Source organism: Sphingobium sp. B10D7B (assembly GCF_025961955.1).
Taxonomy (GTDB): Bacteria; Pseudomonadota; Alphaproteobacteria; order Sphingomonadales; family Sphingomonadaceae; genus Sphingobium.
Genome location: NZ_JAOQOQ010000001.1, coordinates 2,503,846 through 2,529,903, shown reverse-complemented (window position 1 = coordinate 2,529,903; position 26,058 = coordinate 2,503,846). Strand labels below are relative to the sequence as shown.

Here is a 26,058-nt window from a genome sequence, read left to right as displayed (position 1 = left end):
GACCTGATCCTTATTCTGCTGCCTCGGCAAAGGTGCTGCCGGGGCGTTTGGCAGCATACATTGCCATATCGGCGCGAGTAAGGGCGGAAAATTCCGTGTCACCCTGTTCGAGGGCCGTCCAGCCGACAGAGATGGACAGCGGCAGCAGCACGCCCTCGTGCAAGCAGGCCGATTCCGCGATCATGCGCTGGAGCCGCCGGGTGGTTTCCTCCACGGCCTCAGGGTCAAGATCGTCCAGCAACAACGCGAACTCATCACCGCCCATGCGGGCCGCGACGTCTGTAGACCGCAGCCCATTCGCGAGAAGACGCGCCATATGCACCAGAGCGGTATCGCCGGCGCCATGGCCAAAGCGATCGTTGATCCGCTTCATGGAGTTCACGTCGATGAACACCAGCGCGCATTTGCCTTCATGCCGTTCGAGCCGGTCCAACCGATCCCGAAGGCAGTTCATGAAATGCCGCCGATTGTAGAGCGGGGTGAGCGTATCGCGAATGACGAGTCGTTCAAGTTCCTTGTTGGCGGTTTTAAGAAGGGACAGCTCCCGGCGGAGTATATCCAACTCCTGCTCAAGCGCTGAAATGTCAGGTGCGGGAAGATCGAGTGCGACCGTCCGCGCAGTGGCTTCCATCAAAGCTCTATCTCCTGTGCGCGACCGCAGCATGTAACCCTGTGTGCTGGGTATAGTTCCAAGCTTTGCCTTTGTGCACTGCGGAACCCGCGTTCCGCCGTATGATCAGAGCGTTTTGACCGGTTGTGCGCCATGGCGCTGGTGTCTATGGGCTGAGACTTAAAGAGAAGTTTCCGGCCGGCGTTCCCGTTGACGCCAGGCAGCACGAGGACGGGGCGGCAAAGAATGGCGAAAATCGGTGTGATCATGGGCTCGCAGTCCGACTGGGACACGATGCGCCATGCCGTCGATGTTCTGCAAGACCTTGAAATTGAATGCGAAACGCGGATTGTTTCGGCTCACCGGACACCGGATCGACTCGTCGATTATGCCAAGACGGCAGCCGGCCGAGGTCTGCACGTCATCATCGCCGGAGCCGGCGGAGCGGCCCATTTGCCGGGGATGGTCGCGGCCATGACTCGCGTGCCGGTGCTTGGTGTTCCGGTGCAGTCGGCGACCCTCTCCGGGCTCGATAGCCTGCTTTCGATCGTGCAGATGCCGGGCGGCATTCCGGTCGGGACGCTGGCCATCGGCAAGGCCGGCGCCAAGAACGCCGGTCTGCTCGCAGCTGCAATATTGGCGAACAGCGACGCGGCGCTTGCGGATCGACTGGACGCATGGCGCGCGGCGCAAACGGATTCGGTGGCGAGCAGCCCGCAATGACCTCCCCTATGATGATTGCGCCCGGGTCGACCATCGGCATCGTCGGCGGCGGCCAGCTTGGCCGGATGATCGGCATGGCCGCGATCCAGCTTGGCTATCGGATCCATATTTTCGCGCCCGAAGAGAGCGGTCCCGCGTCTGACATCGCCAGCGCCTGGACGCAGGCGCCCTATGAGGACGACGCCGCGCTCACGGCCTTTGCAGACGCGGTCGATATCATCACCTATGAATTCGAGAATGTGCCGAGCAACGCCGTCGCCTTGCTCGCCAAGCTCGGGCACGTCCGGCCCAATGCCCGCGCACTGGCGGTCGCGCAGGACAGGTTGCTCGAGAAGAGCTTCGTCGCCGGCCTTGGCGGACGGACGGCGCCCTATGCGCCGGTCTCCAGCGGCGCGGTGCTGCAGGATGCAATCGCGCGGATCGGCGCGCCCGCCATCCTCAAGACGACGCGCTTTGGCTATGACGGAAAGGGCCAGGTCCGCCTGATGGATGCGGCGCCCGAGACACTGGACAGCGCCTGGGACGCAATCGGCTGCAATCCGGCGGTGCTGGAAGGGTTCGTCACCTTCGACCACGAGTTTTCGGTGGTGCTCGTGCGCGGACAGGATGGCACCGTGCGCTTCTGGGATTCGCCGCATAATGTGCATGTCGACGGCATTCTCGCGACATCCACGCTGCCGGCTCCGGCGGTCGTGCTCGCGCAGGTGCCCGAAGCGCGGGCCATTGCCGCGCGGGTCGCCCAGGCTCTGGAATATGTTGGCGTGCTTACGCTGGAGTTCTTTGCGGGGGCCGCCGGGCCGATCTTCAACGAGATGGCGCCGCGCGTCCACAATAGCGGGCACTGGACCATTGAAGGCGCTGCCACCAGCCAGTTCGAGAATCACGTCCGCGCCGTCTGCGGCCTGCCGCTCGGATCGACGGCGCTCGCCGCGCCGGCCGTCTCCATGCAGAACCTGATCGGGGACGAGGCCAACGAGTGGGAGGCGATTCTCGCTGACGAGACCGCGCATCTCCATCTCTACGGCAAGAACGAAGCACGCCCCGGCCGCAAGATGGGCCATGTGACGCGCGTGCACACAAGCGATAGCGCGGCATGACGATGGATGCGCGTCCAGAAATCGTGCTGCTGCTCGCCCGCGCCGACAATGGCGTGATTGGCAGCGAGGGCGACATTCCCTGGCGGATCCCCGGCGATCTCAAGCGCTTCAAGGCCATGACCATGGGCACGCCCATGCTGATGGGCCGCAAGACCTTCGACAGCCTGCCCGGGCTCCTGCCGGGTCGCCGTCACATCGTGCTCACCCGCGACACCGCGTGGCAGGCGGAAGGCGCAGAGGTGGTCCACAGTGTCGATGAAGCCCTTGCGGCCGCGCAGGCGCCGGTGCTGTCGGTGATTGGCGGTGCGGAAGTCTATCGGCTGTTCGAACCGCTGGCCGATCGGCTGGAGATCACGCAGGTACATCTCTCGCCGCCGGGCGACGCGCGCATCGATGCGCCCGATCCCGCTCGGTGGGAAGAGACGATGCGCGAGGATCACCCGGCGGAGGGCGCAGTCGCTGCCTTCAGCTACCGCACATTCCTGCGGCGCGGAGCCTGATCGCGGTGCGCATGCGAGCCGCCATCGGGGCTGGCGCCCGCGCGTCGCTCCCCCTATAGGCGCCCGCCATGGAACGGATCAGCAGCGATCAGCCGATACCGGCACATTTGCGCGGTGCCATCATTGCCCTCGGCAATTTCGACGGTTTTCACCGCGGCCACCAGGCCGTGGTCGGCCGGGCCGTGGAGCTGGCCCGTGCGCAGGGCCATCCGGCCATTGTCGCGACCTTCGATCCGCATCCTATGCGGCTGTTCCGGCCGGATGCGCCCTTCTTCCGCCTGACCACGCTCGATCAGCGCGAGCGCCTGTTCGGCGAGGCGGGCGCGGATGCCATGCTGGTCTTCCACTTCACGGCTGAGCTGGCCTCGCACAGCGCGGAGGACTTCGTGGCCATGCTGGCGACGGAACTTGGCGCGGCGGGGGTGGTGACCGGCGAGGACTTCACCTTCGGGCGCGGGCGCTCGGGCAACGTCACCGCCTTGCGCACGCTTGGCGCGGTGCATGGCCTGGCGGCCGAGGCCGTGGCGCCGGTGCGCGACGAGCAGGGCGAGATCATCTCCTCCAGCCGCGTGCGCGAGGCCTTGCTGGCCGGTGACTGCGCCACGGCGACGGGCCTCCTCACGCGTCCTTTCGCGATTGCCGGCGAAGTCATCGATGGGGACAAGCGCGGCCGCACCATCGGCTTCCCCACCGCCAATATGGAGATGGGCCACTATCTGCGCCCGGCTTATGGCATCTATGCCGTGCGCGCACGGCTGCCCGATGGGCGAATCGTCTGCGGCGCGGCCAATCTCGGCATCCGCCCGACCTTCGTGCCGCCGCGCGAGCTGCTGGAGACCTATTTGTTCGATTTCTCCGGCAGCCTTTACGGCCAGACGCTGGAGATCGCCCTCATCGAACGGCTGCGGGGCGAGCGCAAGTTCGACAGCCTGGATGCGCTGGTCGAGCAGATGAGCGCCGATGTCGTGCGGGCGCGGATCATCCTCGGGGCCTAATCATGCCTTGTCACCGCGCAGGTCTCCGGCAAGACTTGCGCTGACAAGGAGAGGCCACGGATGACCCAACAGAACAGCACTGCCCCGACCATCGACCGCGCACCGACTATCGAAACGCCCAGGCTGATCCTGCGAGCGTTCCGTGCGGCCGATGCCGAGCCCTTGTGCGCGGCCATGGCGGAAGATGACTTCGCGCGGTTCATCACCAAGGAAGGGCGCGGCCTCACCTATGGCGAAAGCTGGCAACGCTTCTGCAGTCTCGCCGGCCATTGGGTGGCGCGCGGTTATGGCAATTTCGCGGTGGAAGAGAAAGCGAGCGGGGCGTTCCTCGGTCATGTCGGGCCGATGAACCCGCCGGGCTGGCCGGCGTTCGAGATCGGCTGGTGCATCTTTCCGTCCGCGCAGGGCAAGGGCTATGCAGCGGAGGCGGCAGCCGCCGCCTTCCGCTGGTCGCACGAGGCCCTTGGCCAGAGTGAGACGCTGCACATGATCGCCGATGACAATGTGCCGAGCCAGAAGGTCGCCCAGGCCCTGGGCGCCGAGCCGGGCGAGATCTGGACACCCTTCTGGCCCGAGGCCAAGCCGGTGCGCCAATGGTGCACGCGCTGGGAGGCTTTTACCCACTCGCCTGCCTACGCGCGGCTGGAGGGGCGATAGGGCGCCCCGCGCGGCTTAGCGTTTGCCCCACCAGAAGGTGTAGCCCAGCGCCAATCCGCCGGAAAACTGGTCGCGCGCGCCATAGGCCCGCACGACCGGCGAATCGGCGGCATCGCCGACAAGCCGGTCGTAACGGGCATAGCCGTGGAGGCTCCAGCGCGCATCGAGCTGGCGGATCAGGCCGGCAGCGGCACCGACGGACTGAACGCCGCCATTCGCCTCGAACACCGGCAAGCCCGAGGCCGTGGCTTGCGCGGGCGACACGCCGAACCATGTGCGCTGGTGCTTGCCGCTGCCGAGCGTCACGCGCGGGCCGACCGACGCCAGCCAACGGTCGCCGTCGCGCACGATCCAGTCGGCGCTGACCGATCCGACGAGCGCCTCATGGCCGGTCACGCCCTGGCGCAGATCGGCGCGCAGGCGGAAGGACGGGGTAGGAAAGACCTGCACGAACCCGCCAAGTTCCAGCGAGCGGTTGACCTTGACGAAGCCGGGGACCTCGTCCGCCTTTCGCTTGCCTTCAACGGCCATGGATGGGCCGACCTCAAAACGGCCCACACTCACGACCGTAATGCCGAAGCTCTCGTCCGGTGCCTCGAACTCGAAAGGTTCATTCCCGCGCGCAATGTCGCCTTCCAGAAAGGGCCGGACGGACAGGCTGTCGGAACCGGGGAAGCTGGGCTGGATTTCCGGCCCGATGGCGATGCGCACGCGGCGCGGTTCCTTCTCCTTTGCGGAGGCGGTCGACGCGAAGGCGCCGAGCGTGAGGCCTAGGGTCAGCGCCAGTGCGACAGGACGGGCGAAGGGAGCAGATGGCGGGCAGAAAGGCATCGGGCGCAGGCCTCCGGTGTTGGGGTGACGGTCAGTCTGGCCCGGCCATGCGCCGGATGAAAGCCGTTTCGACCTCGGGTGAATGGTCGCGGCGGTCGTTTGGTTGCGGCCTGCCTCGTGACAGCCTCTAGCGGCTCGTCTGCGGGTTGGGCAAGCGCAGGAACAGCAGGATGGAAACGCCAAGGCCGGCAGCGGCCACCCAGAGCGGGGCATTATATCCGCCAGTGGCGTCGGCCAGCGCGCCGACCCAGAGTGGGCCAAGCCCCGCCAGCAGCATGAAGCTGGCATATTGCACGGCGTACAGCGCACCATAATGGGTGATGCCAAAGTAGCGGGCGGTCAGATAGCCGATGAGGTCGGCTTCCGCGCCCATGGCCGTGCCAAGCGCGATGGCGCCGACCCATGCGAGGGTTGCGCCGCCGGTCGCCAGCGCGATGCACCCCAGCGCGCACAAGGCGCAGCAGGCCGCCGCAATGCGTGGCGCCGGCACCCGATCCGCCAGCCAGCCGACAACGATCCGGCTGACGATGACGGAGCCGCCGATGAGTCCCGCCAGCGATCCGGCGGTGCGGGCATCCAGGCCGGATTCCCGCAGCATCGGCACGAAATGGGGCAGCAAGCCGGCAAAGGAGAGCGCCATCATGCCGAAGGATGCCAGCACCATCAGGTAGAGGGGCGAGCGCATCTGGGCGCGGGCCATGCCGCCCGCGCAATCGGGCGTCCGGGGGCTGCGGAGGTTGCGCAGGCTGAGCGCCGGGATGACGCCTATCGCGGCAATGGCGGCGAGCGCCAGATAGCCGGCCTGCCAACCCCGTTCTGCCACAATGATGGCCAGAACAGGCGGCACGACGGCGGCGGAAATGCCGATGCCCACCTGCGTAAGGCCGAGCGCCAGTCCGCGGGCCCGATCGAAGACGGCATTGACCGCGCGCGTGTAGGCAACGGGTGACGAACAGGCGGCCAGCAGGCCTATACCTGCCATCACGCTCATATAGCCCGCGACCGAATGGACGACGGTCCCGAGGAGCGCAAATCCGCCGCTCAGCGCCAGTGAGCCGGCGACAGCAGGCCAGCGCGGGCCGACGCGGTCGATCAGCCAGCCGGCGATGGGCAGAGCGATCGCCAGCGCCACCGTCGCCAGGAAGAAGGCGGCGCCCAGCGTCGTGCGGCTGAGGTCGATCGCGCTCTCGAGATCTTTCGCGAAGATGCCCGCCGAGTAGGTCAGCAATCCGGCAATCCCCAGTCCCGAGCCGCAAGCGGCGGCGAGGACCACCGGCCAGCCCTGGCGGAACTCGGACGGGGATGCCGGCGTGCTCACGCGGTGGCTGTCTCGGCCATGGTGGTCGCGCGAGCGCGGCGATAGGCGAGCCAGAGGAAGACGCAGCCCAGCAGTGGCGCGACCGTCACGGCAGACATGGCATAGCGCAGCGATTCGGTGCCGAACTTGGGCGTCAGCGCATCACTGGCTGCGCCGACCACGAGCGGCGCCAGCGCCGAGCCGATGATGCCCGACGAAGCGAGCAACAGCATCGACGCCACCGCGCGGGTCTGCGGCGTGGCCAGTCCCATGGCTGCGGAGAAGCAGGGGGTGATGCCGCTGGAGAGCAGGAAGTTCATGATCGCCGCCGCGCCCAGCGTGAGGGCCAGCGACGGCGCGAAGCAGAAGGCGATGAAGAAAGGGATGGACAGGGGCAGCGCAATCAGGGGCACCATGAGGCTGTCGATCTCCCGCCCGTGCTTCTTGGTGAAGTAGCTTGCCATGAAACCGGACGCAATGGCGCCGGCGATGCCGCCAAGGCCGACCGAGGGCGCGATCAGGGCGCCCACTTCGGCAAGGCTCACGCCATGGCTGCGCAGCAGGAACGCCGGCGCCCACACCGGCAGCACGCCCGCGCCCATCGCCGAGATCCCCATGCCGACCGCGAGCACGCGGAAGCCCGGCACGTCGAGCAGGAAGCGGATGGATTGGGGGAGGTTGCGCATCCCGGTATCCGCCGCATCCAGCTCGTCATGCATGCCACGTTTTGGCTCCTTCATGGTCAGCGCGAGCAGCAGCACGAAGGCGAGGCCCGCGCCGCCGCAGATGAAGAACATCGTCCGCCAACCGAATATCGCGGCGAGAATCCCGGCTGCGATCGACCCGCCGACGATGCCAACGAAGGCGCTCGATTGATAGATGCCCAGCGCACGTGGGCGCCGATCCTTGGGATACAGGTCGGCAATGACGGAGATGGCGACCGGAAAGGCCGTCGCCTCGCCGACACCGACGAGAACACGGGTGAGCGCCAGCGACACAAAGCCTTCGGCAAGGCCTGTCAGCGCCGTGGCGCCGGACCAGATGGCGACGCCGAGCAGCAGGATTTTCTTGCGATTGCCATGGTCCACCCAGCGGGCGATGAAGATCCCGACGATCAGGTTGAACAGTACGAAGGCCGTGCCGGACACAAGGCTCATGGCCGTGTCGCTCAACTGCAGATCGGCCTTCACCGGATCGACGACGATGCCGAGCAAGGCCCGGTCGGCGTAATTGAACACATTGCTCACGAAGAGCAGGAACAGAGTATAGCCGGGCACCCAGGCCCCGCCGTGCTGCGTCTTCGTCACCGTCTTCTCTCCTGATCGGCCCTGCCTCTTACGGGAGGTCTGCTTCGTGCGGCGGCCTTGGTGGTGGTGGTGGTCGTGTGCAGCTGGGTCAGCTCTTGTCGGCAGTCTCCAGTCCAAGCAGTTCAGCGGCGTTGAGGCCGAGGATCTTGCGCTGCTCCTCGTTGCTCAGGCGGGCGTGGAAGCCCAGCGGATCGGGCTCGGACATGTCGAAGGGATAGTCGGTCCCCAGGCACAGCTTGTCCGCGCCATGAGTGCGCACGAGGCTGTCGAGCTGGTCCTGATCGAACACCAGCGTATCCAGCCACAGCTTGCGCAGATAGCTGGAGGGCTCGTGCTGGCAATGCTCGCTGCAATCGCCACGCGCGCGCCAGCCATGGTCCATCCGGCCCCAATAGCCGGGCATATAGCCGCCGCCATGGGCCACGCAGATGCGCAGGCCGGGGTAGCGATCCAACACGCCACCGAAGATCAGATGACCCACGGCCAGCGTCGATTCGAGCGGATTGCCGATGAGGTTGTTGAAATAATATTCGCTCATCCGGTTGGCATGAGTGAAGCCCAGCGGGTGGATGAAGAGCAGGATGCCCAGTTCCTCGGCCGCCGCGAAAAAAGGGCGGAACTCCTCGGCGTGAAAGTCGCGGCCATTGACGTTGGAGCTGATCTCGATGCCGCGCAGATCGAGGTCGCGTACGCAGCGGCGCATTTCCTCGACGGCAAGGCCAACGTCCTGCAGCGGCACCGTGCCCATGCCGACCAGCCGGTCGGGGTGCTGCGCGACCGCGGCAGCCATGCCGTCATTGACGGCGCGCGCCGCTTCCCGCGCAACATCGGCATCGGCATAATAGAAATATTGGCCGGGGCTGGGGCTGATCGCCTGCACATCGATGCCGAGCCGATCCATATCGGCCAGCCGCTGGTCGAGCGTATTGAGGGTCCGCCCCATCGTGGCAAACTGGGCGCGGTTGACCTCGCTTGTTTTCGCACTGGTGAAATCGTTGATGCCGGGCGGCGGGCCGGGGTGGCGCGCCTGCACGATGGCGTCGGCAGCGGGAATGCCGAGGTGGCAATGGATGTCCACCACCAGATGCTTGCCGCGCGCGGCGACCTTGATCGGCTGGCGGTCGCCACAGGTGGTGATGGTCATGCGTTTGCTCCTGCGGGATGAATGGTGCCGCTGCACGGGCCGAAGCCGATGGGCACATAGCCTTCCGCCACGGCGCGGCCCTTGAGGGTGAGGGTGTCGCCATCCTCCAGCCAGCGGCGTGTCGTGCCGTCCGGCAAATCGATGGTCTCGCCATCGCGCAGCACGATCTCGGCGAGGCAGCCACGCGCTTCCTGCGCGGCACCCGAGACGGTGCCGGTCGCGATCAGGTCGCCCGCTTCCAGCGGGGCTCCGTTGGAGGCCTGATGCGCGACCATCTGCGCGAGCGTCCAATAGAGTTCGGCGAGATTGCTGCGCACGATGCGGGCGCTCGATCCCGCCGCATTGGCGAAGTCGGCGGTGAGTTCGATGTTGATGCCGCCTGCCGCGCGATCCTGCGCGTCGAGCAGATGGGCGGCGACCGCCGGCTCGTCGCCCGGGCGACCGCGGGCGGCGACGCGGAAGGGCGCGAGCGCTTCCATCGTCACGATCCACGGGCTGATCGTGGTGAGGAAGCTCTTGCCCAGATGCGGCCCCAGAATGGATTCGAAGAACTGGATGCCGCGCGCCGACCAGTCATTGACGAGACAGCAGCCGAACATGAGGTCTTCCGCCTGCGCCACGCTGATGCGCTGCCCGAGCGGATTGCCGCCGCGCAGCCACACGCCGAATTCCAGCTCGAAATCGAGCATCGGTTCCGGCGCGAACTGGACGTTGCCGCTGCCGGGCGGGGCTTCAAACTGGCCCTGCGGCCGGACGACCGGCGTGCCGTCTTCCCGCACGGAACTGGCGCGGCCGTTATAGGCAACCGGCAGCGAGAGCGCGGCCAGCGGCGGCGCCTTCTGCGCCATCCGCGCGATATGATCGTAGGATGTGCAGAAATCCGTGAAGGCCGTGGGCTTGAGCGGCATCAGCAGCTCCGCCTCGGCCATCGGCACCAGCATGGTCTGGAGTTGCTGCCGGTCGCCCGGCCCATCGGCGCGGAACAGGTCGGAGAGGCGGGCGCGCAGGGCGCTGACTGATGCCGGGCTGGCGGCCAACAGGGGCGCGAGCGATGGGCCGGCCATGGCCGCCGCAGCCTCCGCCGCGTCGCCATCCAGCAGGGCGGCGGCGTGGAGCTGGGGTACATCGATGATGTACGCACCCAGCGCCACACCGCCGCGCGTCACCCCCCGGTGACGGAACAGGCCAAAGGGCAAATTCTGGATCGGGAAATCGCTGTCCGCCGCGTTTGCGCTTTCGACCCAGCTCTTGCGCTGCGGGTCGTGCGTCGCGTTGATCTCAATGGGCATGGTCGCACCCTTCTGCATGGCTTTGCATTTCATGATGGTAGCGGCCCATCGCGCCGAACAGATCGCGCTGCTGCTCCGGCGTGAACTGCGCGCCCCATTGCTTGTAGAGCGAGAAGACATTGGCGACGATCCGCTCGGGGTCGCTCCAGCCGCGGAACTCCTGCATGTTGATGTCGCGCGCGGCATTCTCATAGGAAAGGCCAGCTTCGAACCGCTTGCGCGATTCATCGCGGACATATTCGAAATAAGCCTGCATGTTGCGGACGGCCGTCGTGTCCGTGATCGGGCCGTGGCCGGGCACCACCACCTGCGGATCGAGATCGACGATATATTGGCAGGCGGCGATCCAGTTCTCGACCGGACCGGCCCACATGATTGGATGCCCCTCGTTGAACAGCAGGTCGCCTGTGAACACCACACGATCCTGCGGCACCCACACGATCGTGTCGGAATCCGTGTGTGCCGGGCCCAGGTCGATCAGCGAGACCGCCTTCGAGCCGACATTGAGATCGAGCCGCCCGTCGAAGGTGCGGTTCGGCAGCGTCAGCTCATCCACGCCCGAGAAATCGAACTTGCGACCCATGGTCTCATAGAGAAACGCGCCGGTATCGCCCATCTCGGTGTAGACGTTCTTCAGGTTGGCGAGCATCTTCGGGTTGAAGCCGGCCATTTCCTTCTTGGCTTCGTTGGTGCCGATGATCTCCGCATCCGCCACCAGCCCATTGCCGAAGAAATGATCGGGGTTGGCATGGGTGTTGACCAGCCGGTCGATCTTCGCGGCTTCCGGCACCTTGGCCTTGAACCGGTCCAGCATCTCGCGCGTCAGCGGCACGCTCATCAGCGTATCGACCAGCAATGTCTCGCCGTCGCTGGCGATCAGGCCCGCATTGGACCAGCCCCACGTGCCGTCCGGCTGAACATAGCCATAGAGGCCATTGCCGATGTCATGAATGCCTTGGGTGAAAGGCCAGTTGGCCATCCGTCTCTCCTGTCGATATCCGTCAAAGCTTAGCGATTGCGCGCGGTCCAGCAATTCCTATTTGCAGGAATATATTTTTCGCGCCAAGCGTAGCATCATGGGTGAAGCGAAAAAACCGCGCAAACGGGGGCAGGGCCGGCCGGCCGAAAATGGGGTTGGGCGCGAGGTCGTACTGCAAACGGCGGAACGGCTTGTGAAGGAGCATCCGCCCGAGCGCATCTCGATTGCGATGATCGCGCGGGAAGCGGGCGTGGACCCGGCGCTGGTGCGCTATTACTTCAAGGATCGCAGTAACCTGCTTCTGGCGGTTGCGACCTCGATGATGGACCGGGTGCCCTATAGCGCGCGCGATCCGCGCCCGGCGCATGAAGTGGTGGAAGACAATATTCGCCGCACGGCGCGGTTCACGCGCTCCAACCGGCATATCCACCGGCTGATGGTCGATGAGCTGGCCGACGCAAAATCGTCCGACGTGGGCGAGCGCCTCGGCGACATGAACCGCGAGGCTGTCGCCTGGCTGGGCGAGGTGCTCGCGCGGGACTCCAGTTCGATCAGGGACGTCGATCCCGCCCTGCTTCACGTCGCGGTCCTCGGACTGTTCGACTTCTTTGCGACTGCCGAGCCCGTGGTCAGGCAGCTCTTCCCGGCAGATATCGCTGCCGAGGAGCTGACCAGCCGATATGAGGAATTCGTCGTCGACCTGCTGATGAATGGCCTGCGGCCCCGCACCTAGCTGGCGCCTTCCGCCACGCAGCGGTTGCGCTGGGTGCCGAGGCCGGTGATCGTGCCTTCCATCTCGTCGCCCGGCTGCAGGAACACGCCGAAGGCGGAGCCATTGCCATAAGGTGAGCCGGTGCAAATCACGTCGCCCGGCATCAACTCCACGCGGTCGGAGAGATAGGCGATCTGCCGCTCGATGCTGACCATCATGTCGCGCGTCGACTCATTCTGGTAGACCTTGCCGTTGACCGACAGGGTGATCGTCAGATCATAGGGATCGGCGACATACTGCCGGGGCACGATCATCGGGCCGAAGGGCAGGAAGGTCGGGAAGCATTTGCCCGAGAGCCAGTCGGCGCCCAGCCCGCCGGCATCGCGGCGAAAAATCTGCTCGCGCGCGGTGACGTCGTTGACCACCACGAAGCCGGCGACATGGTCCATGGCCTGCGCGGCGGAGACATGGCGGGCCGGCTTGCCGATCACCACGCCCAGTTCCAGCTCCCAGTCCGGCTTGATGACGTTGCGCGGCAGCACCACGGCATCGCGCGGACCGACCACGCAGGAGGGCAGCTTGATGAAGCAATAGGGTTCCGCCTGCGCGCGGGCGTCCATCATCTCCTCGACTTTGCGGCGGCGCTCGTCGTCGCTCATCGCCTCGGCATCGGCCGTGCGCATCGAGGGGTCGCCCATGACAAGGCCGACGACATGCTTCTTGTAGTTGGCGCCGGTGCAGAACACCTGCCCGGGGCGATAGGGCGCCCGCACATCCGCCTCGGCAAAGCTCTGCGCACCGGCAAAGGCCGCCTCGTCAGCGGCCCAGCGCTCGATCTGCGGCAGGATCTCGTCCCACGCCGCCAGAAGGCCGGGCAGGTCGCGCTGCTCGCCCCAATGGGCCAGCGGGACGAAGCGATCGTCGCGGACGAGCACGGCAGCCGTGCCCACTGTCGCCAAACCAACCGTCATCAATAGGGCTCCTTGAGTTTCTGCATCGTTCCGCCGAGCATCTTGTTGGCATCTACCTGATTGCCGCCGGCCATCTCGATTTCGCCGATCCGCACCGAGTTTTCCACGACCATGCGGGCGCGCTCGAACCGGCGCACGCCAAAGGCGGTCAGTGCGGCTTCGACATCGTCGGTCTTCGCCAGTTCATCGGCGAGCACGAGGCCATCCTCGGCAGCGAGGCCGGCGCCCGAGGCCATATGCGGCGTGGTCGCATGGGCGGCATCGCCGATCACCACCACGCGCCCCTTGTGCCAGGGCAGGGGCAGGAGCTGCCATTCGAGCGGGCGGTAATTGACCAGCGAGTCTTCGCCAAGGCTTTCCCGGATCTTGACGATGTCCCCGCCATAAGGCGCGAGCAACTCAGCGACGCGCGGCAGCATGTCCTCATCGGCATACCAGGGATTGTCGGGCACATGCTCGAGGATGAATGCGTAGAGTTTATCCTGCGAGATCGGGTTGAGGCCGAGCTTAACGGGGCCGCCGATATACATTTCGGCGCCGTCCAGCCCCTCGGGCCGGTCGGCGACGATGCGCCAGCAGCCCTGACCGGTGAACTGCGGAGCCGGCGCATCGGGGAACAGGGTCTTGCGCGTCTTGGACTGGATGCCATCGGCCGCCACGACCAGATCGACAGTGCGCTCGGTGCCGTCCGACAAGGCGACGGTCACCCCGGCGCCGCTCTCCCTGAACCCGCGCGGTTCGACGCCCAGCGTCACGGTGACGTCGGCCTTGCGAACATGCTTCTGCAAGATGGCATGAAGCACCGGGCGCATGATGCCGCCGCTCGAATCGATGGGAGCGAGCCCGGCATGGCGCGGCGTTTCCATCACCACCGCGCCGTCCGGCGTGCGCAAGCGGAAGCCTGTGCCGACAAAGCCCTGCTCGCGGATTTCGTCCAGAATGCCGAGGTCATCGAACGCCCGTAAGGACAGCCCGGTGACGCTGATGCCGGCGCCATAAGCGCGCCATTGCGGGTCGATATCGATCAGTTCCACGGCGACGCCGCGTTTGGCGAGCGACAGGCTCGCGCTCATGCCACCGACGCCGCCGCCGACGACCAATGCTGTACGGATCATGCTGTAAGCGCCTTTCTTAGGCCGGAACCTGCCACAGGCCCTTGTCGGGCTGCATTTCGGCATGGGGCACATTGCCGGTGATGATGCGACCGGTGCCCCATTGATCGATGGTGTTTGGCCCCGGCTCATAATGCGTGACCTGCCAGCTGTCCTCGTCCACTTCCTCAAGGTCGGAAGTGTACTCGACGGCATTGCCGTTGGGCGTGACGAAGTAGCTGAACGTGTTGTTGCCCGCAGTGTGCCGGCCCGGCCCCCAGCTCAGCTTGATGCCGCTTTCGTGCATCCGCGCGAGGCCGCGCATCAGCTCGTCCACCGAACTGACATCGAACGCGATGTGATTGAGCGCTGGCGGTCCGGGGAGGATCGCGAGGCGGTGGTGCGCCGAGTTGCAGCGCAGGAAGACCATGAACTTGCCGATCCAGTCGGACAGGCGGAAGCCCAGCGCCTTCTGGTAGAAGTCTGCGAGCGCGACATGGTCGGGCGAATGGAACACCACATGGCTGATACCGATGGGGATGGCCTCGCCCTTGTCGAGCTTGCGGAATTCGCGCGGGGTGCTGTCGCAGATCACTTCCATCGCTCGCCCGTCAGGATCGAAGAAGCGGAAGGCGAAGCCCCCGGCCGGGCCGCTGGCCGGAGCGGGTTCGCTGATGATCTTCGCGCCGGCTGCCTTCACCTGTTCGAAGATGGCGAGCACGTCCTCCTTGGAGGCGGCGGAGAAGCCGACAAGATCGGTCTTCTTCTCCGCGTCTTCCCGCAGCACGATCACATAGGGGTGGGGCATGCCTTCGGCGGCGAAGTAGACGCGGCCGTCCTGCTCGGCAACCTCGATCAGCCCCCAGGTCTTGCCGTAGAACTCGCGTTCCTTGGCAAGGTCCGGCACGGCCATGGCGACATAATGAAGATCGGTAACGCTAACCATGCATAACTCCCTGGATGAGCCTGACCTCGCTCAGAACTTGCCGCCGATACGCAGACCGTAGGTCCGGGGCTGTTCTGCGCTGGCCGTGACCAGCGAGGCCGATGTGATGTTGCCGGTAATGAGGCGCTGATTGTTCTCGATATTGTTGATGTACGCCGTGACGAAGAACCGGTCATCCTCCGTTGCGAGCGTCAGCGAGGCATAGCTCACAAACGCCGCTTCCGACCGGAGATAGGGCAGATAGTCCGCCGTAGAATAGCTCGATCCACGATAGCGCGTCCCGCCCTGCAGCACAGCCTTGTAGGTGCCGAGGGGAATGGTCTGCTGCGCGTCGAGATTGAAGGACCATTTCGGCGAGTTGAACGCCTGGTTGCCCGAGCAGTCGATGCGGAACACGTTGATTGTGCCGCCCGGCGTCACCTGCTGCTGGGGCGTCGAGGCGCAGGTGGTGTTGGCCGGCAGGCCCTGGTTCGGCGCGAAGTAGACGAAGCTGTCATATTTCGTGTCGAGATACTGCACATTCGCCGAGAGCAGGGTGTTCGGCGTGGCCATAAACTCCACGTCTAAATCCAGCCCCTTGATCGTGCTGTTGCCGATGTTGCGCGTGAGGAACACGGTCGAGGGCGGCGTGCCGAGGTCATAGCCGAACTGGCTGAACTGCTGGTCCTTGTACTTCCACAGGAAGCCCTCGAGGTTTACCTGCAGGCGGTTGTCGAGGAACCGGTTCTTGGTGCCGATGGTGTAGGCGTCGATCGTTTCCGGACGATAGGTCTCAAGGCCGCGTGCGAAGTTGAAGCCGCCGGCATGGTAGCCCGTCTCGAAGCTGGCATAGACCATGTTGCGCGGCGAGAAATCATATTGCGCAGCCAGGCGATAGGTGAACTTGTTGTTGGTCAGGCCGGAATTGATCGGGATTTGCGAGCGCAGGACAAAAGGTGCGGTCTGAGAACCGCCGGCGATCGGCGGCAGCGCAAAGAGCGGGACCGGCGTGATCGGGATGCCGCGCTGGCCATAGAAGGCCTGCAAATCGGCTTCCGTCTCTGCCAACGGGATGAACGGCAGGGTGGGGCAGACATCCTGCGGCGGCGCGGGGTTGCCGCAGAACAGGATGTAGACATTCGAGGTGCCGTCGAACCGCTTCTTGTCCGAGGTATAACGCGCGCCGGCCGTCAGGCTCAGCTGTTCGACAGGGCGCACAGTGAGCTTGCCGAAGCCGGCCCAGCTTTCCGTTTTCGTCCGGAAGTTCTGGTAGGGCGAGAGGCTCTGCTGATTGTAGCGGGCGACCGCCGCGATTTCCTCGTCGAAGTACATCGCGCCGATCAGATAATCGACTGACGGGCCGAAGTCGCCGGTCCAGCGGGCTTCGACGCTGGTCTGCTTGTCCTTTTCCTTGGTGTAACCCTGCCGGAACACGCCGTTGAAGGCATATTCGAGGTCCGCCTCGCGATAGGCGGGCTGGACCGTCAGCGTGCCGGCGGGCGTGGTGTAGTTCAGCTCGGCGGTTACGCCCCAATAGTCGTTGTCGTTGAATGGCAGGCCGTCCACGACCGCGCCGGCCCGACCGACCTGCGTGAAGAAGCGCGGCGCCAGATAGGCGTTGGAGGCTGGATCGAGCAGTCCCTGCTGGGTGGAGAAGTTGCTGGGCACGAACTGGTAGCCCGAGGGGCCGTTCGGGCCGAAGGTCGGGTTGACCGCGCCGAGATAGTAGCCGCTGCTGCTCGCGCCGCCCTGGTGGGCATAATCGGCAGCGACACGAAGCGTGAGGTCCGGCGTCGGCTCGGCATAAATCTGCAGGCGCCCGCCATGCTCGCGCTGGTTGCCGGTGCCATCGGTCTGGAAGGCATCGCGGTGCGAGAACGTGCCGGCGGCGCGCAGCGCGACGGTTTCGCCGAGCGGCACGTTCAGCGCCGCCTGGCCGGTGAACCAGTTGTAATTGCCATAACCCAGGGTCGCGCTGCCGGATGTCTCGCCCAGCTTCGGACGGTTGGGGATAACGTTGATGGCGCCCGCCGTGGCGTTGCGCCCGTAGAGCGTGCCCTGCGGTCCCTTGAGCACTTCGACGCGCTGCAGATCGTAGAACACGCCGGAGGTCGAGGTGGGGCGACCGATGTAGACGCCGTCATAGTTGAACGAGATCGCCGGGTCCGAATAGGCGTTGACGGTGGAGTTGCCCACGCCGCGCACGAAGAAGACCGTCGTCGGCCCGCCGCCGCCGGATGCGGACAGGGACGGGGAGATGCGCGAGAGATCTTCTGCGCGCACAACATTCTGGCGGGTCAGTTCCTCGGGCCGAATCACATCGACGGCGAGGGGGGTGCGCTGGCTGTTCTCTTCCACGCGCTGGGCGGTGACGATGATGTCGACCAAGCCGCCATCGTTGGTCGTATCGGCCGGCGAAACCGCGGCGTCCTGTGCGGCGACGGCGGTGGGGATGAAGGCGGCGCACGCGACGGTGCACAACAACAAAGCTCTCATGTTCACTCTCCCAAGACGGCTCTCAGTGACCGTTAATTCCTGATGTACGGAATTATGGATCGCGTGACAAGCGATCTTCTAAGAGCGCGTCGATCATCTTGATAAAGCATGAGAATGTGGGCTGTGCTGCCCAGACGCAAAAAGGGCGGCCCGTAAACCGAGCCGCCCTTCTGTGATATACGCGGAGCAGCGCCGGGAGGCGCTACCCCTCACATTCAGTCGCGAATTGCGCGTCCGGTGTTTTCCAGCGCGGCGCCGGTGCGGTCGGCAGCGGCGTCCGCGCCACGGCTGATGTCATCGCCGACCCGGTCCGCCGCTGCGCCGGCTTCGCGCGCGCCCTGCTGGATGTCGTCGCCGATCCGGTCTGCGGCGGCGCCCGCCTCGCGGCTCGCCTCGCGAGATTCCTGTGCGGCATGGTCACCGGCATGCTCGACATCGTTGCCGACGGCGTCGGCCGCTTCGCTGGTTTCCTGCTGCGCCTTCTCACTGCACGCTGCGATGGGCAGCGAGATGAGGGCCAGGCTGGCGAGAGTGGCGGGAAGTTTCATGGATAACCTCGTTCGATTATTGCGCGGCGGACTTGCGCGCCGCTGAAATTGGGGATTTGATAGGGCTGATCGACGTCAGCTAGTTGACGTGGACGCCGCCAAGCGAGCCGAGCACGCCAAAGGCCTGCAGCAGCCAGAGCACCACCGCGATCACCACGACGATGTTGAGGATGCTTTTGATCTTGCCGTCCATCGGAATGTACGTGTTGATGAGCCACAGCAACACGCCGACGACGATCAAGATGATGATGATGTTGAGAAGCGACATGCAACCCTCCCGGTCTTTTTAAACGGCTGGACGACAGCGATCTCCCAGGCTGTGTCCCGCGCGCGCATCCCAGATGCTGCTCAAAGGAACGTCCGGCCCGGCGTGTAGTTCCACGGCGGGCGGCGCGATGTGCCCTTGCCGGCGCCGGTGGAGCCGCCCGTCGCTTGCGCCAGCGCGCGCCCTCGCGTAGGGGCGAGCGCTGATTTCCTGTTCGTCTGCGCAGGGCAGCCAGGGGCGGACGCCGCGCCTCGCCCGATGCGGACGCCATAGCGATTGCCGGAAGCACATGACCGACCAGCCAAGCCAGAAGAGCGAAGACTTCAAGAGCACCGTCTTCCTGCCGCAGACCGACTTCCCTATGAAGGCCGGTCTCGCCCAGAAGGAGCCGGGCATTCTCGCGCGCTGGCATGCGCAGGATCTCTACGGCAAGCTGCGCGCGGAGCGGAAGGGCCGCACCCGCTTCATCCTCCATGATGGGCCGCCTTATGCGAATGGCGACATTCACATGGGCCATGCGATGAACAAGGTTCTCAAGGACATCATCGTGCGCAGCCAGAGCCTGCTCGGCAAGGACGCGCCCTATGTGCCCGGCTGGGATTGCCACGGTCTCCCCATCGAGTGGAAGATCGAGGAAGAGTATCGCAAGAAGAAGCTGAACAAGGACGAGGTTCCCCCGCAGGAATTCCGCGCCCAGTGCCGCGCTTATGCGGACAAGTGGGTGGGCGTGCAGAAAGAGCAGTTCAAGCGCCTCGGCATCATGGGCGATTGGGAAGACCCCTATCTCACCATGAAGTTCGAGGCCGAGGCGGCGATTGTCGGCGAGCTGTTGAAGTTCGCCGAGAGCGGCCAGCTCTATCGCGGCGCCAAGCCGGTGATGTGGTCCCCGGTCGAAAAGACCGCGCTGGCCGAGGCCGAGGTGGAATATGAGGACGTTACCTCGACGCAGATCGATCTGGCGTTCGAGATTGTCGAGGCGCCGAATGCGCCGGAGCTGGTCGGCGCCTATGCGGTGATCTGGACGACGACCCCGTGGACGATCCCTGTGAACCAGGCAATCGCTTATGGGGAGGATATTGAGTACTCGATGCTCCACATAAACCGGGTCGATCCTGCGCTCGGATCACATTGGGGCGGTGTTTCCCATCTTCTTGTTGCGACGCTTTTGATCGAGCAGGTCGCGACACGGATCGGCTTGACCTCCCACGATATTGTCTGGAGCGGCAAAGGTTCGCAACTCGCTGGTGCCATTGCGCGCCACCCGATGGCCAATCTCCTTCGTCATCCCCGCGAAAGCGGGGATCCCGCTTCCTCTTCAATCGGCGCCGAAGGCAGCTGGACCCCGGATCAAGTCCGGGGTGACGGGGATGCTGGAAGTGGCAAGATCGGTTTCTTCGATCGTCCCCGCCCGTTCATCGCCGCCGATCACGTCACCACCGATGCCGGCACTGGCCTCGTCCACATGGCGCCGGATCATGGCGAGGAAGATTTCATCGCCTGCAAGGCGGTCGGCATCGATCCCGTGTTCGCCGTCACCGATGATGGCCGCTACCGTGACGACTGGGCGTGGCTCGGTGGGCAGGGCAGTGTCATCAATACGAAGTTCAACGGTCCCGATGGCCCGATCCTGACCGATCTGCGTGAGGCCGGGGCGCTGCTGTCCGCCGGCGATTTCCAGCACAGCTATCCGCATAGCTGGCGCTCCAAGGCGCGGATCATCTATCGCTGCACGCCGCAATGGTTCATTCCGATGGACAAGGCGAGCACCGCGTCCGACGTCGAGATCGCGCCGCTCGCTGGCATCGGTGCGGGCATCGCGCTGGGCGTCAACGCCGCTGCGCCGCTCAGCAACGGCCCGACGCTGCGCGAAGTGGCGCTCGATGCCATCGAGGCGACGCGCTGGGTGCCCGCCCGCTCCCGCAACCGCATCCACGCCATGGTCAGCGACCGTCCGGACTGGGTGATCTCGCGCCAGCGCGCCTGGGGCGTGCCCATTGCGCTCTATGTGAACCGCCAGACCGGCCAGTATCTCAACGACCCGGCCGTCAACGCCCGCATCGTCGAAGCCTTCAAGCAGGGCGGGGCGGATGCCTGGTTCGGCGCGGATCATCAGGCGCTGCTTGGGCCGGACTATGGGCTGGCGGACTATGAGGTCGTCAACGACATTCTCGACGTGTGGTTCGACAGCGGCTCGACTCACGCCTTCGTGGTCGAGGCGCGCTATGGCGAGGGTGCCCGCGCCGACCTGTATCTCGAAGGCTCGGACCAGCATCGCGGCTGGTTCCAGTCCTCGCTGCTGGAAAGCTGCGGTACGCGCGGTCATGCGCCTTATGGCGCGGTGCTCACCCACGGCTTCGCGCTGGACGGGCAGGGCCGCAAGATGTCCAAGAGCCTGGGCAACACGGTCGATCCGCTCAAGGTGATGGACGAGAGCGGCGCCGACATCTTGCGCATGTGGGCGGCCTCCACCGATTATTTTGACGATGTGCGCATCGGCAAGGAAGTGCTGGCTGGTGCATCCGATGCCTATCGCAAGCTGCGCAACACCTTCCGCTATCTGCTGGGCGCACTGGCCGGGTTCGAGAAGGCGGATCGGGTGGCGGTGTCTGCCATGCCGGAGCTGGAGCGCTACATGCTCCATCGCCTTGCCGAGCTGGACGCGGAGCTGCGCGCGGTGGTCGACAAGGGCGAGGAGCGGGACATCTGGCTGGAGTTCGGCCGCTATACCCGCGCGCTCAACGACTTCGCCAATAACGATCTCTCGGCCTTCTTCTTCGATATCCGCAAGGATTGCCTCTATTGCGATGTGAACCCGGCGACGGGCGCGGAGACGGCCAAGCGCCGCGCTTATCGCACGGTGCTGGACCATCTCTTCCACGCACTGGTGCGCTATGCCGCGCCGATCATCCCGTTCACGGCCGAGGAAGTCTGGCAGGCGCGCTATCCGAGCGAGGATGGCTCCGTGCATCTGCTCGAATGGCCAGAGGTGGATCGGCTCTGGCGCGATCCGTCGCTCGGCGTGCGCTGGGCGGCGATCCGTTCATCGCGCGATCAGGTGAACGAGGCCATTGAACCGCTCCGGCGCGAGAAGGTCGTGCGCTCCAGCCTCGCGGCGGATGTGCGGATGGCCGATGTGCCCGAGGACGTGGATTTTGCGGAGATGTGCATCGTGGCCAGCGTGACGCAGGACGCCGATCTGGCCGCCCCGGCGATTACCGCGACGGACAAGCACAAATGTGGCCGCTGCTGGCGCCATTTGCCAGAGGTGGACGCAGACGGTGACCTGTGCGGGCGCTGCGCGGAGGTGCTCGCGTGAGCGCGGCGCTTGCCGGGGCCTGGCGCAAGGCGGCGGTGGCGCTCGCGCTCGGCGTCACGGCGCTCGACCAGTTGGTCAAATATTTCGTCACGCGGGTGCTGGAACTGCACGAGCGTGGTCTTGTCGGCATCGAGCTGATTCCGTTCTTCAAGCTGACCTATGCCGAGAATCGCGGCATTTCGATGGGCTTTTTCCACGCCGAGACGGATGTGATGCGCTGGGCGCTGGTCGCCATGACCATGGCTGTCTCCGCCTTCGTGCTCTGGTGGATCTGGCGCGAGAAGGAGCGCGACGATGCGCTGGCGCTCGGCCTGGTGCTGGGCGGCGCCATCGGCAACATCATCGACCGGGTGCGCCTGGGCTACGTCATCGACTATGCCGATTTCCACATTGGCGAATGGCGGCCGTTCCTCATTTTCAACCTTGCCGATGCCGCAATCAGTATCGGCGTCGTCATCCTGCTTGCACGCGCGCTGCTGCTGCGCGAAAAGACTGCAGCGAAGGAGTCCCGTTAACATGCGTCTGTCTTATCGTCTTCCGGTTGTGCTCGCCGGCCTGACCCTGCTGTCCGCCTGCGGAGGCACGAGCCTGTTCAACCGTGACCGGCCGGACGAAATGGCTGTCTCCCGCCAGCCTCCGCTGGTCATTCCGCCGGACTTCTCGCTCTCGCCCCCGGCGCCCGGCACGGCGGCCAGCCAGCAGAATCTCAACCAGCAGGCGCTGGAAGCGATGTTCGGCGGTACCGCTGCGCGCAGCGGCGCCGAGACCTCCGCGCTGCGTGAAGCCGGCCGCTCGCTGGCCGAGGTCGGCATCCGTTCGGTCGTTGGCGACCCGAAGACGGAAGTGCTCGAAAAGGGCCGTGTCACGCAGGACATCATTGCCGCGCCCGAGGGTGACGGCCAGTTCGCGCGCGTGGTTGCGTCCGCGCAATAAGGCGCAGCTTATCAGCATGAGTGACGGCGCCGCCCCGAAGGGCAGCGCTGCAACCTTTCCGCTCAGCGGCTCGTTGAGCGGGGGAAAGGAGAGTCACTCATGTCTCACGATATCAAGGATGATTTCTGGAAGGCGCTGGCCGCCAGCCCGGTGCTGATGGTCCGCCGCAACGGCAGCGACGAGCATGCGCTGCCTATGCATGCCTGCCTCGATAAGGATCTCGGCCCGGCTTATGGCGGTGCGGTCTGGTTCTTTACCGAGCGCGACAATCGCCTTGCGTCCGGCGGGCCGGCCATGGCGCAGTTCATGTCCAAGGGGCATGATGTGTTCGCCTGCGTTTCAGGTGAGCTTGTCGAGGAAACCGATGAGGGATTGATCGACCGCTTCTGGAGCAATCCGGTCGAAGCGTGGTTCGACGGGCGCGACGACCCCAAGCTGCTGGTGCTGCGGATGGACCTTGGCGACATTGAGATCTGGACGGCCGATCTTGGCATCAAGGGCCGTCTCAAGCTGCTGACGGGCAGCCGCATCGATCCGCAGGAAGCCGGCGATCACGCGCAGATGCCGGTTTGATCGGTCGGATCAATCCCGCGCGGTCAGGCGCTTGGCGAGCGCCATGGCCGCTGCGGGATTGCGCACTTTCGCACCGGAAATGAAGTAGGCGAAGACATCGCGGGACTGCGCGGGCGCTTTGTCTGGCGTGACATAGGTCAGTGCTTCTGGCGCCTGTCCGGCCGCCCATGATTGGGCGATCGCAGCCCATTGATCGAGATCGGCGGCTGCGTAGCCGGTCTCGACCTGTTCATCACTCTTCATCAGGCGGGCATAGACAAAATCGGCGGTCAGATCGGCGACCTGCGGGTGCTCGTCATGATCGGCGATCACGATGGCGACGCCATGTTGCCGGGCGAGGGCGACGAACTCGGGACACGCAAAGCTTTGATGACGCACCTCGACGGCGTGGCGGGCGCGAACGCCATCGATCTTATTCGGCAGCATGGTGAAAAAGGCGGCCATGTCGTCGGCATCGAACTGACGCGTCGGGCGGAACTGCCAGAGGATCGGCCCGAGCTTGTCGCCCAGCTCGGACAGGCCCGAGTTCAGGAATTTGCCAATCGATTCGCCAGCCTCGGCGAGCTTCTTCTTCGCCACGCAATATTGCAGCGCCTTGACCGCATAGACGAACCCATCCGGCGCCGCGTCGCGCCATTTGGCGAAGGTCGCCGGCGACTGGGTGCGGTAGAAGGTGCCGTTGATCTCGATCGTCGCGAGATGATTGACGGCGTAGTCCAGTTCCTTTGCCTTGGGAAGATCGGCCGGGTAGAAGGTGCCGCGCCACGGCTCATAGGTCCAGCCGCCGATGCCGGTGCGGATGGCGCCGGCGGTCACGCCCGCGCTCCGGTCTCCTCGATCCCGATGCTGTTGTGGCGCAGCGCCGTCAGCACGGTCTCGACGATATGCGGCGCATTCAGCCGGGCGTCGTCATACTGCTTTTCCGGCTTGTCCTGATCCTGGAACACGTCCGGCAGGCGCAGGGTGCGCAGCTTGAGGCCGGCGTCGATGAGGCCTTCGTCGCTCGCGAGCGTAAGCACATGCGCGCCGAAGCCGCCGATGCTGCCTTCCTCGACCGTCACCGCCACATCATGGGTGGTGAGCAGCTTGCGGATCAGCGCTTCATCCAGCGGCTTGGCGAAACGCAGATCGGCGACGGTGGTGGAAAGTCCGCGCGCGTCCAGCGCGTCGGCGGCCTTGAGCGCTTCCTCCAGCCGCGTGCCGAGCGAGAGGATGGCGACGCGCTTGCCTTCGCGCACGATGCGGCCCTTGCCGATCTCCAGCCGCTCCGGCTTGGCGGGCAGGGGAACGCCGACGCCATTGCCGCGCGGGTAACGCAGCGCGATGGGGCTGCTGTCATGGCAGGCGGCGGTGTGGACCATGTGGACCAGTTCGGCCTCGTCGGCAGCCGCCATCACCACCATATTGGGCAGGGTGGCGAGATAGGTGATGTCGAAGCTGCCGGCATGGGTGCTGCCATCGGCGCCGACCAGCCCGGCGCGGTCGATGGCGAAGCGGACCGGCAGATTCTGGATCGCCACGTCATGCACCACCTGATCGTAGGCGCGCTGCAGGAAGGTCGAGTAGATCGCAGCGAACGGGCGCATCCCCTGCGCGGCGAGGCCGGCGGCAAAGGTCACGGCATGCTGCTCGGCAATGCCGACGTCGAAGCAGCGGTTCGGGAAGGTCTTCTGGAACTTGTCGAGCCCGGTGCCAGAGGGCATGGCCGCGGTGATCGCGATGATCTTTTCGTCGCGCTCGGCCTCGGCCAGCAGGGCCTGCGCGAAGACATTGGTGTAGCTCGGCGGGCCGGCGGGGGCTTTGGCCTGCTCGCCGGTCACGACGTTGAATTTCTGGACGCCGTGATATTTGTCGGCCGCCGCCTCGGCGGGCCCGTAGCCCTTGCCCTTTTGCGTGACGACATGGACGAGCACCGGCCCATCCGCCATGTCGCGCACATTCTCCAGCACGGGGATCAGCTGGTCAAGATTGTGGCCATCGATGGGGCCGACATAATAGAAGCCCAGCTCCTCGAAGAGCGTGCCGCCCATCGCCATGCCCCGGGCAAACTCGTCCGTCTTGCGGGCGGCCTGATGGAGCGGGCGGGGCAGCTTGCGCGCCAGCTTGCGCAGCGCCTCGCGCACCGAGAGGAACTCGCGGCTGGAGACGATCCGCGCCAGATAGGCCGAGAGGCCGCCCACCGGCGGCGCGATCGACATGTCATTATCGTTGAGGATGACGACGAGCCGGTTTCCGGCCTCGCGCGCATTGTTCATCGCCTCATAGGCCATGCCGGCCGACATGGCGCCATCCCCGATGACGGCAATGCCCTTGCCGGGCTGGCCGCTCAGCTTGTTGGCGATGGCAAAGCCGAGCGCGGCGCTGATCGAGGTGGAGCTGTGCGCGGCGCCGAACGGATCATATTCGCTCTCGGCGCGCTTGGTGAAGCCGGACAGGCCACCGCCCTGGCGCAGCGTCCGAATACGGTCGCGCCGGTCGGTCAGGATCTTGTGCGGATAGCATTGATGCCCAACATCCCAGACCAGCTTGTCGTCGGGCGTGTTGAACACATAATGGATGGCGGTCGTCAACTCGACGACACCTAGGCCGGAGCCCAGATGGCCGCCGGTCGTGCCGACAGCGGAAATCGTTTCTGCGCGCAACTCATCGGCCAACTGCCGCAGTTGTTCGGGGGCGAGCTTGCGAAGATCGGCGGGGGTGCGCACCTGATCGAGCAGGGGCGTCTCGGGCTGGTCCATCATCGGCTCTTATCTAGTGCGTTAACCGGCCATTGTCGAACGGTCATCCAACCTGTGATGA

25 protein-coding genes are annotated in these 26,058 nt (G+C 65.4%); 10 read left to right on the top strand and 15 right to left on the bottom strand.

What is annotated here, in order from left to right:
• Nucleotides 1-10: 10 nt before the first annotated feature.
• Nucleotides 11-631, bottom strand: coding sequence for a GGDEF domain-containing protein (locus M2331_RS12005; RefSeq protein WP_181560492.1), 621 nt, complete (start codon nt 629-631; stop codon nt 11-13).
• A gap of 225 nt (nt 632-856) precedes the next feature.
• On the opposite strand from M2331_RS12005, the gene purE reads away from it, so the two are divergent.
• From purE to M2331_RS11980, 5 genes are all read left to right on the top strand, one after another.
• A complete protein-coding gene (gene purE, locus M2331_RS12000; protein ID WP_181560491.1) occupies nt 857-1,333 on the top strand; it encodes a 5-(carboxyamino)imidazole ribonucleotide mutase in 477 nt (158 codons plus the stop codon).
• Between the two features lie 8 nt (nt 1,334-1,341).
• Nucleotides 1,342-2,430: a 5-(carboxyamino)imidazole ribonucleotide synthase gene (locus M2331_RS11995; protein WP_413716070.1), complete on the top strand. Its 1,089-nt coding sequence runs from the start codon at nt 1,342-1,344 to the stop codon at nt 2,428-2,430.
• 2 nt (nt 2,431-2,432) lie between these two features.
• The gene (locus M2331_RS11990; RefSeq protein ID WP_181560489.1) at nt 2,433-2,930 is read left to right on the top strand and encodes a dihydrofolate reductase; all 498 of its coding nucleotides are present in this window, start codon (nt 2,433-2,435) and stop codon (nt 2,928-2,930) included.
• A gap of 68 nt (nt 2,931-2,998) precedes the next feature.
• Entirely contained in the window at nt 2,999-3,925 is a 927-nt protein-coding gene (locus tag M2331_RS11985; protein WP_181560488.1) for a bifunctional riboflavin kinase/FAD synthetase, read from the top strand.
• A gap of 60 nt (nt 3,926-3,985) precedes the next feature.
• Nucleotides 3,986-4,582, top strand: a complete 597-nt coding sequence (locus M2331_RS11980) for a GNAT family N-acetyltransferase (protein WP_181560487.1) — start codon at nt 3,986-3,988, stop codon at nt 4,580-4,582.
• 15 nt (nt 4,583-4,597) lie between these two features.
• On the opposite strand, the gene M2331_RS11975 is transcribed toward M2331_RS11980, so the two are convergent.
• From M2331_RS11975 to M2331_RS11950, 6 genes are all read right to left on the bottom strand, one after another.
• Nucleotides 4,598-5,413 (bottom strand): MipA/OmpV family protein, encoded by an 816-nt coding sequence (locus M2331_RS11975; protein ID WP_181560486.1) that lies wholly within the window; start codon nt 5,411-5,413, stop codon nt 4,598-4,600.
• Nucleotides 5,414-5,540: 127 nt separating this feature from the next.
• Nucleotides 5,541-6,731, bottom strand: coding sequence for an MFS transporter (locus M2331_RS11970; RefSeq protein ID WP_181560485.1), 1,191 nt, complete (start codon nt 6,729-6,731; stop codon nt 5,541-5,543).
• A complete protein-coding gene (locus M2331_RS11965; RefSeq protein ID WP_181560484.1) occupies nt 6,728-8,017 on the bottom strand; it encodes a spinster family MFS transporter in 1,290 nt (429 codons plus the stop codon). Before M2331_RS11965 ends, M2331_RS11970 begins: the two co-directional genes overlap by 4 nt.
• Nucleotides 8,018-8,105: 88 nt before the next feature.
• Complete coding sequence (locus tag M2331_RS11960; RefSeq protein ID WP_181560483.1) at nt 8,106-9,161, bottom strand: amidohydrolase family protein; 1,056 nt, start codon at nt 9,159-9,161, stop codon at nt 8,106-8,108.
• Complete coding sequence (locus M2331_RS11955; RefSeq protein WP_264592374.1) at nt 9,158-10,468, bottom strand: fumarylacetoacetate hydrolase family protein; 1,311 nt, start codon at nt 10,466-10,468, stop codon at nt 9,158-9,160. Before M2331_RS11955 ends, M2331_RS11960 begins: the two co-directional genes overlap by 4 nt.
• Nucleotides 10,440-11,429: an MBL fold metallo-hydrolase gene (locus M2331_RS11950; RefSeq protein ID WP_181560481.1), complete on the bottom strand. Its 990-nt coding sequence runs from the start codon at nt 11,427-11,429 to the stop codon at nt 10,440-10,442. Before M2331_RS11950 ends, M2331_RS11955 begins: the two co-directional genes overlap by 29 nt.
• Before the next feature lie 97 nt (nt 11,430-11,526).
• On the opposite strand from M2331_RS11950, the gene M2331_RS11945 reads away from it, so the two are divergent.
• Nucleotides 11,527-12,162 carry a TetR/AcrR family transcriptional regulator gene (locus M2331_RS11945; protein ID WP_181560480.1) on the top strand — a complete coding sequence of 212 codons (636 nt, stop codon included), beginning with the start codon at nt 11,527-11,529 and terminating at the stop codon, nt 12,160-12,162.
• Here the strand turns inward: M2331_RS11945 and M2331_RS11940 are convergent.
• The 6 genes from M2331_RS11940 to M2331_RS11915 all read right to left on the bottom strand — a co-directional run bounded on the left by M2331_RS11940 (nt 12,159) and on the right by M2331_RS11915 (nt 18,440).
• Entirely contained in the window at nt 12,159-13,112 is a 954-nt protein-coding gene (locus M2331_RS11940) for a fumarylacetoacetate hydrolase family protein (RefSeq protein ID WP_181560479.1), read from the bottom strand. The two genes, M2331_RS11945 and M2331_RS11940, sit on opposite strands and share 4 nt — an antisense overlap.
• A complete protein-coding gene (locus M2331_RS11935; RefSeq protein WP_181560478.1) occupies nt 13,112-14,227 on the bottom strand; it encodes an FAD-dependent oxidoreductase in 1,116 nt (371 codons plus the stop codon). Before M2331_RS11935 ends, M2331_RS11940 begins: the two co-directional genes overlap by 1 nt.
• Nucleotides 14,228-14,243: 16 nt before the next feature.
• On the bottom strand, nt 14,244-15,149 hold the full coding sequence (locus M2331_RS11930) for a VOC family protein (protein ID WP_181560477.1): 906 nt from the start codon (nt 15,147-15,149) through the stop codon (nt 14,244-14,246).
• Nucleotides 15,150-15,179: 30 nt separating this feature from the next.
• Nucleotides 15,180-17,624, bottom strand: a complete 2,445-nt coding sequence (locus M2331_RS11925; RefSeq protein ID WP_181560476.1) for a TonB-dependent receptor — start codon at nt 17,622-17,624, stop codon at nt 15,180-15,182.
• Nucleotides 17,625-17,839: 215 nt separating this feature from the next.
• On the bottom strand, nt 17,840-18,172 hold the full coding sequence (locus tag M2331_RS11920) for an entericidin EcnAB (RefSeq protein ID WP_181560475.1): 333 nt from the start codon (nt 18,170-18,172) through the stop codon (nt 17,840-17,842).
• A 79-nt stretch (nt 18,173-18,251) separates the two neighbouring features.
• On the bottom strand, nt 18,252-18,440 hold the full coding sequence (locus tag M2331_RS11915; RefSeq protein ID WP_181560474.1) for a Thivi_2564 family membrane protein: 189 nt from the start codon (nt 18,438-18,440) through the stop codon (nt 18,252-18,254).
• Nucleotides 18,441-18,726: 286 nt separating this feature from the next.
• Here M2331_RS11915 and ileS point away from each other — a divergent pair, with 286 nt between their 5' ends.
• The 4 genes from ileS (at nt 18,727) to M2331_RS11895 (ending at nt 23,259) form a co-directional block, all read left to right on the top strand.
• The gene (gene ileS, locus M2331_RS11910; RefSeq protein WP_181560473.1) at nt 18,727-21,753 is read left to right on the top strand and encodes an isoleucine--tRNA ligase; all 3,027 of its coding nucleotides are present in this window, start codon (nt 18,727-18,729) and stop codon (nt 21,751-21,753) included.
• Complete coding sequence (gene lspA / locus M2331_RS11905; protein WP_264575104.1) at nt 21,750-22,268, top strand: signal peptidase II; 519 nt, start codon at nt 21,750-21,752, stop codon at nt 22,266-22,268. Before ileS ends, lspA begins: the two co-directional genes overlap by 4 nt.
• 1 nt (nt 22,269) lies before the next feature.
• A complete protein-coding gene (locus M2331_RS11900) occupies nt 22,270-22,686 on the top strand; it encodes a DUF3035 domain-containing protein (protein ID WP_181560472.1) in 417 nt (138 codons plus the stop codon).
• 99 nt (nt 22,687-22,785) lie between these two features.
• Nucleotides 22,786-23,259, top strand: a complete 474-nt coding sequence (locus M2331_RS11895) for a pyridoxamine 5'-phosphate oxidase family protein (RefSeq protein WP_181560471.1) — start codon at nt 22,786-22,788, stop codon at nt 23,257-23,259.
• 9 nt (nt 23,260-23,268) lie between these two features.
• Here M2331_RS11895 and M2331_RS11890 read toward each other — a convergent pair whose 3' ends face one another.
• Together M2331_RS11890 and dxs are read right to left on the bottom strand one after the other, a co-directional pair.
• Nucleotides 23,269-24,075 carry a DUF72 domain-containing protein gene (locus M2331_RS11890; RefSeq protein WP_181560470.1) on the bottom strand — a complete coding sequence of 269 codons (807 nt, stop codon included), beginning with the start codon at nt 24,073-24,075 and terminating at the stop codon, nt 23,269-23,271.
• Nucleotides 24,072-26,000 carry a 1-deoxy-D-xylulose-5-phosphate synthase gene (gene dxs / locus M2331_RS11885; protein ID WP_181560469.1) on the bottom strand — a complete coding sequence of 643 codons (1,929 nt, stop codon included), beginning with the start codon at nt 25,998-26,000 and terminating at the stop codon, nt 24,072-24,074. The genes M2331_RS11890 and dxs overlap by 4 nt, the downstream gene beginning before the upstream one ends.
• Nucleotides 26,001-26,058 lie beyond the last annotated feature (58 nt).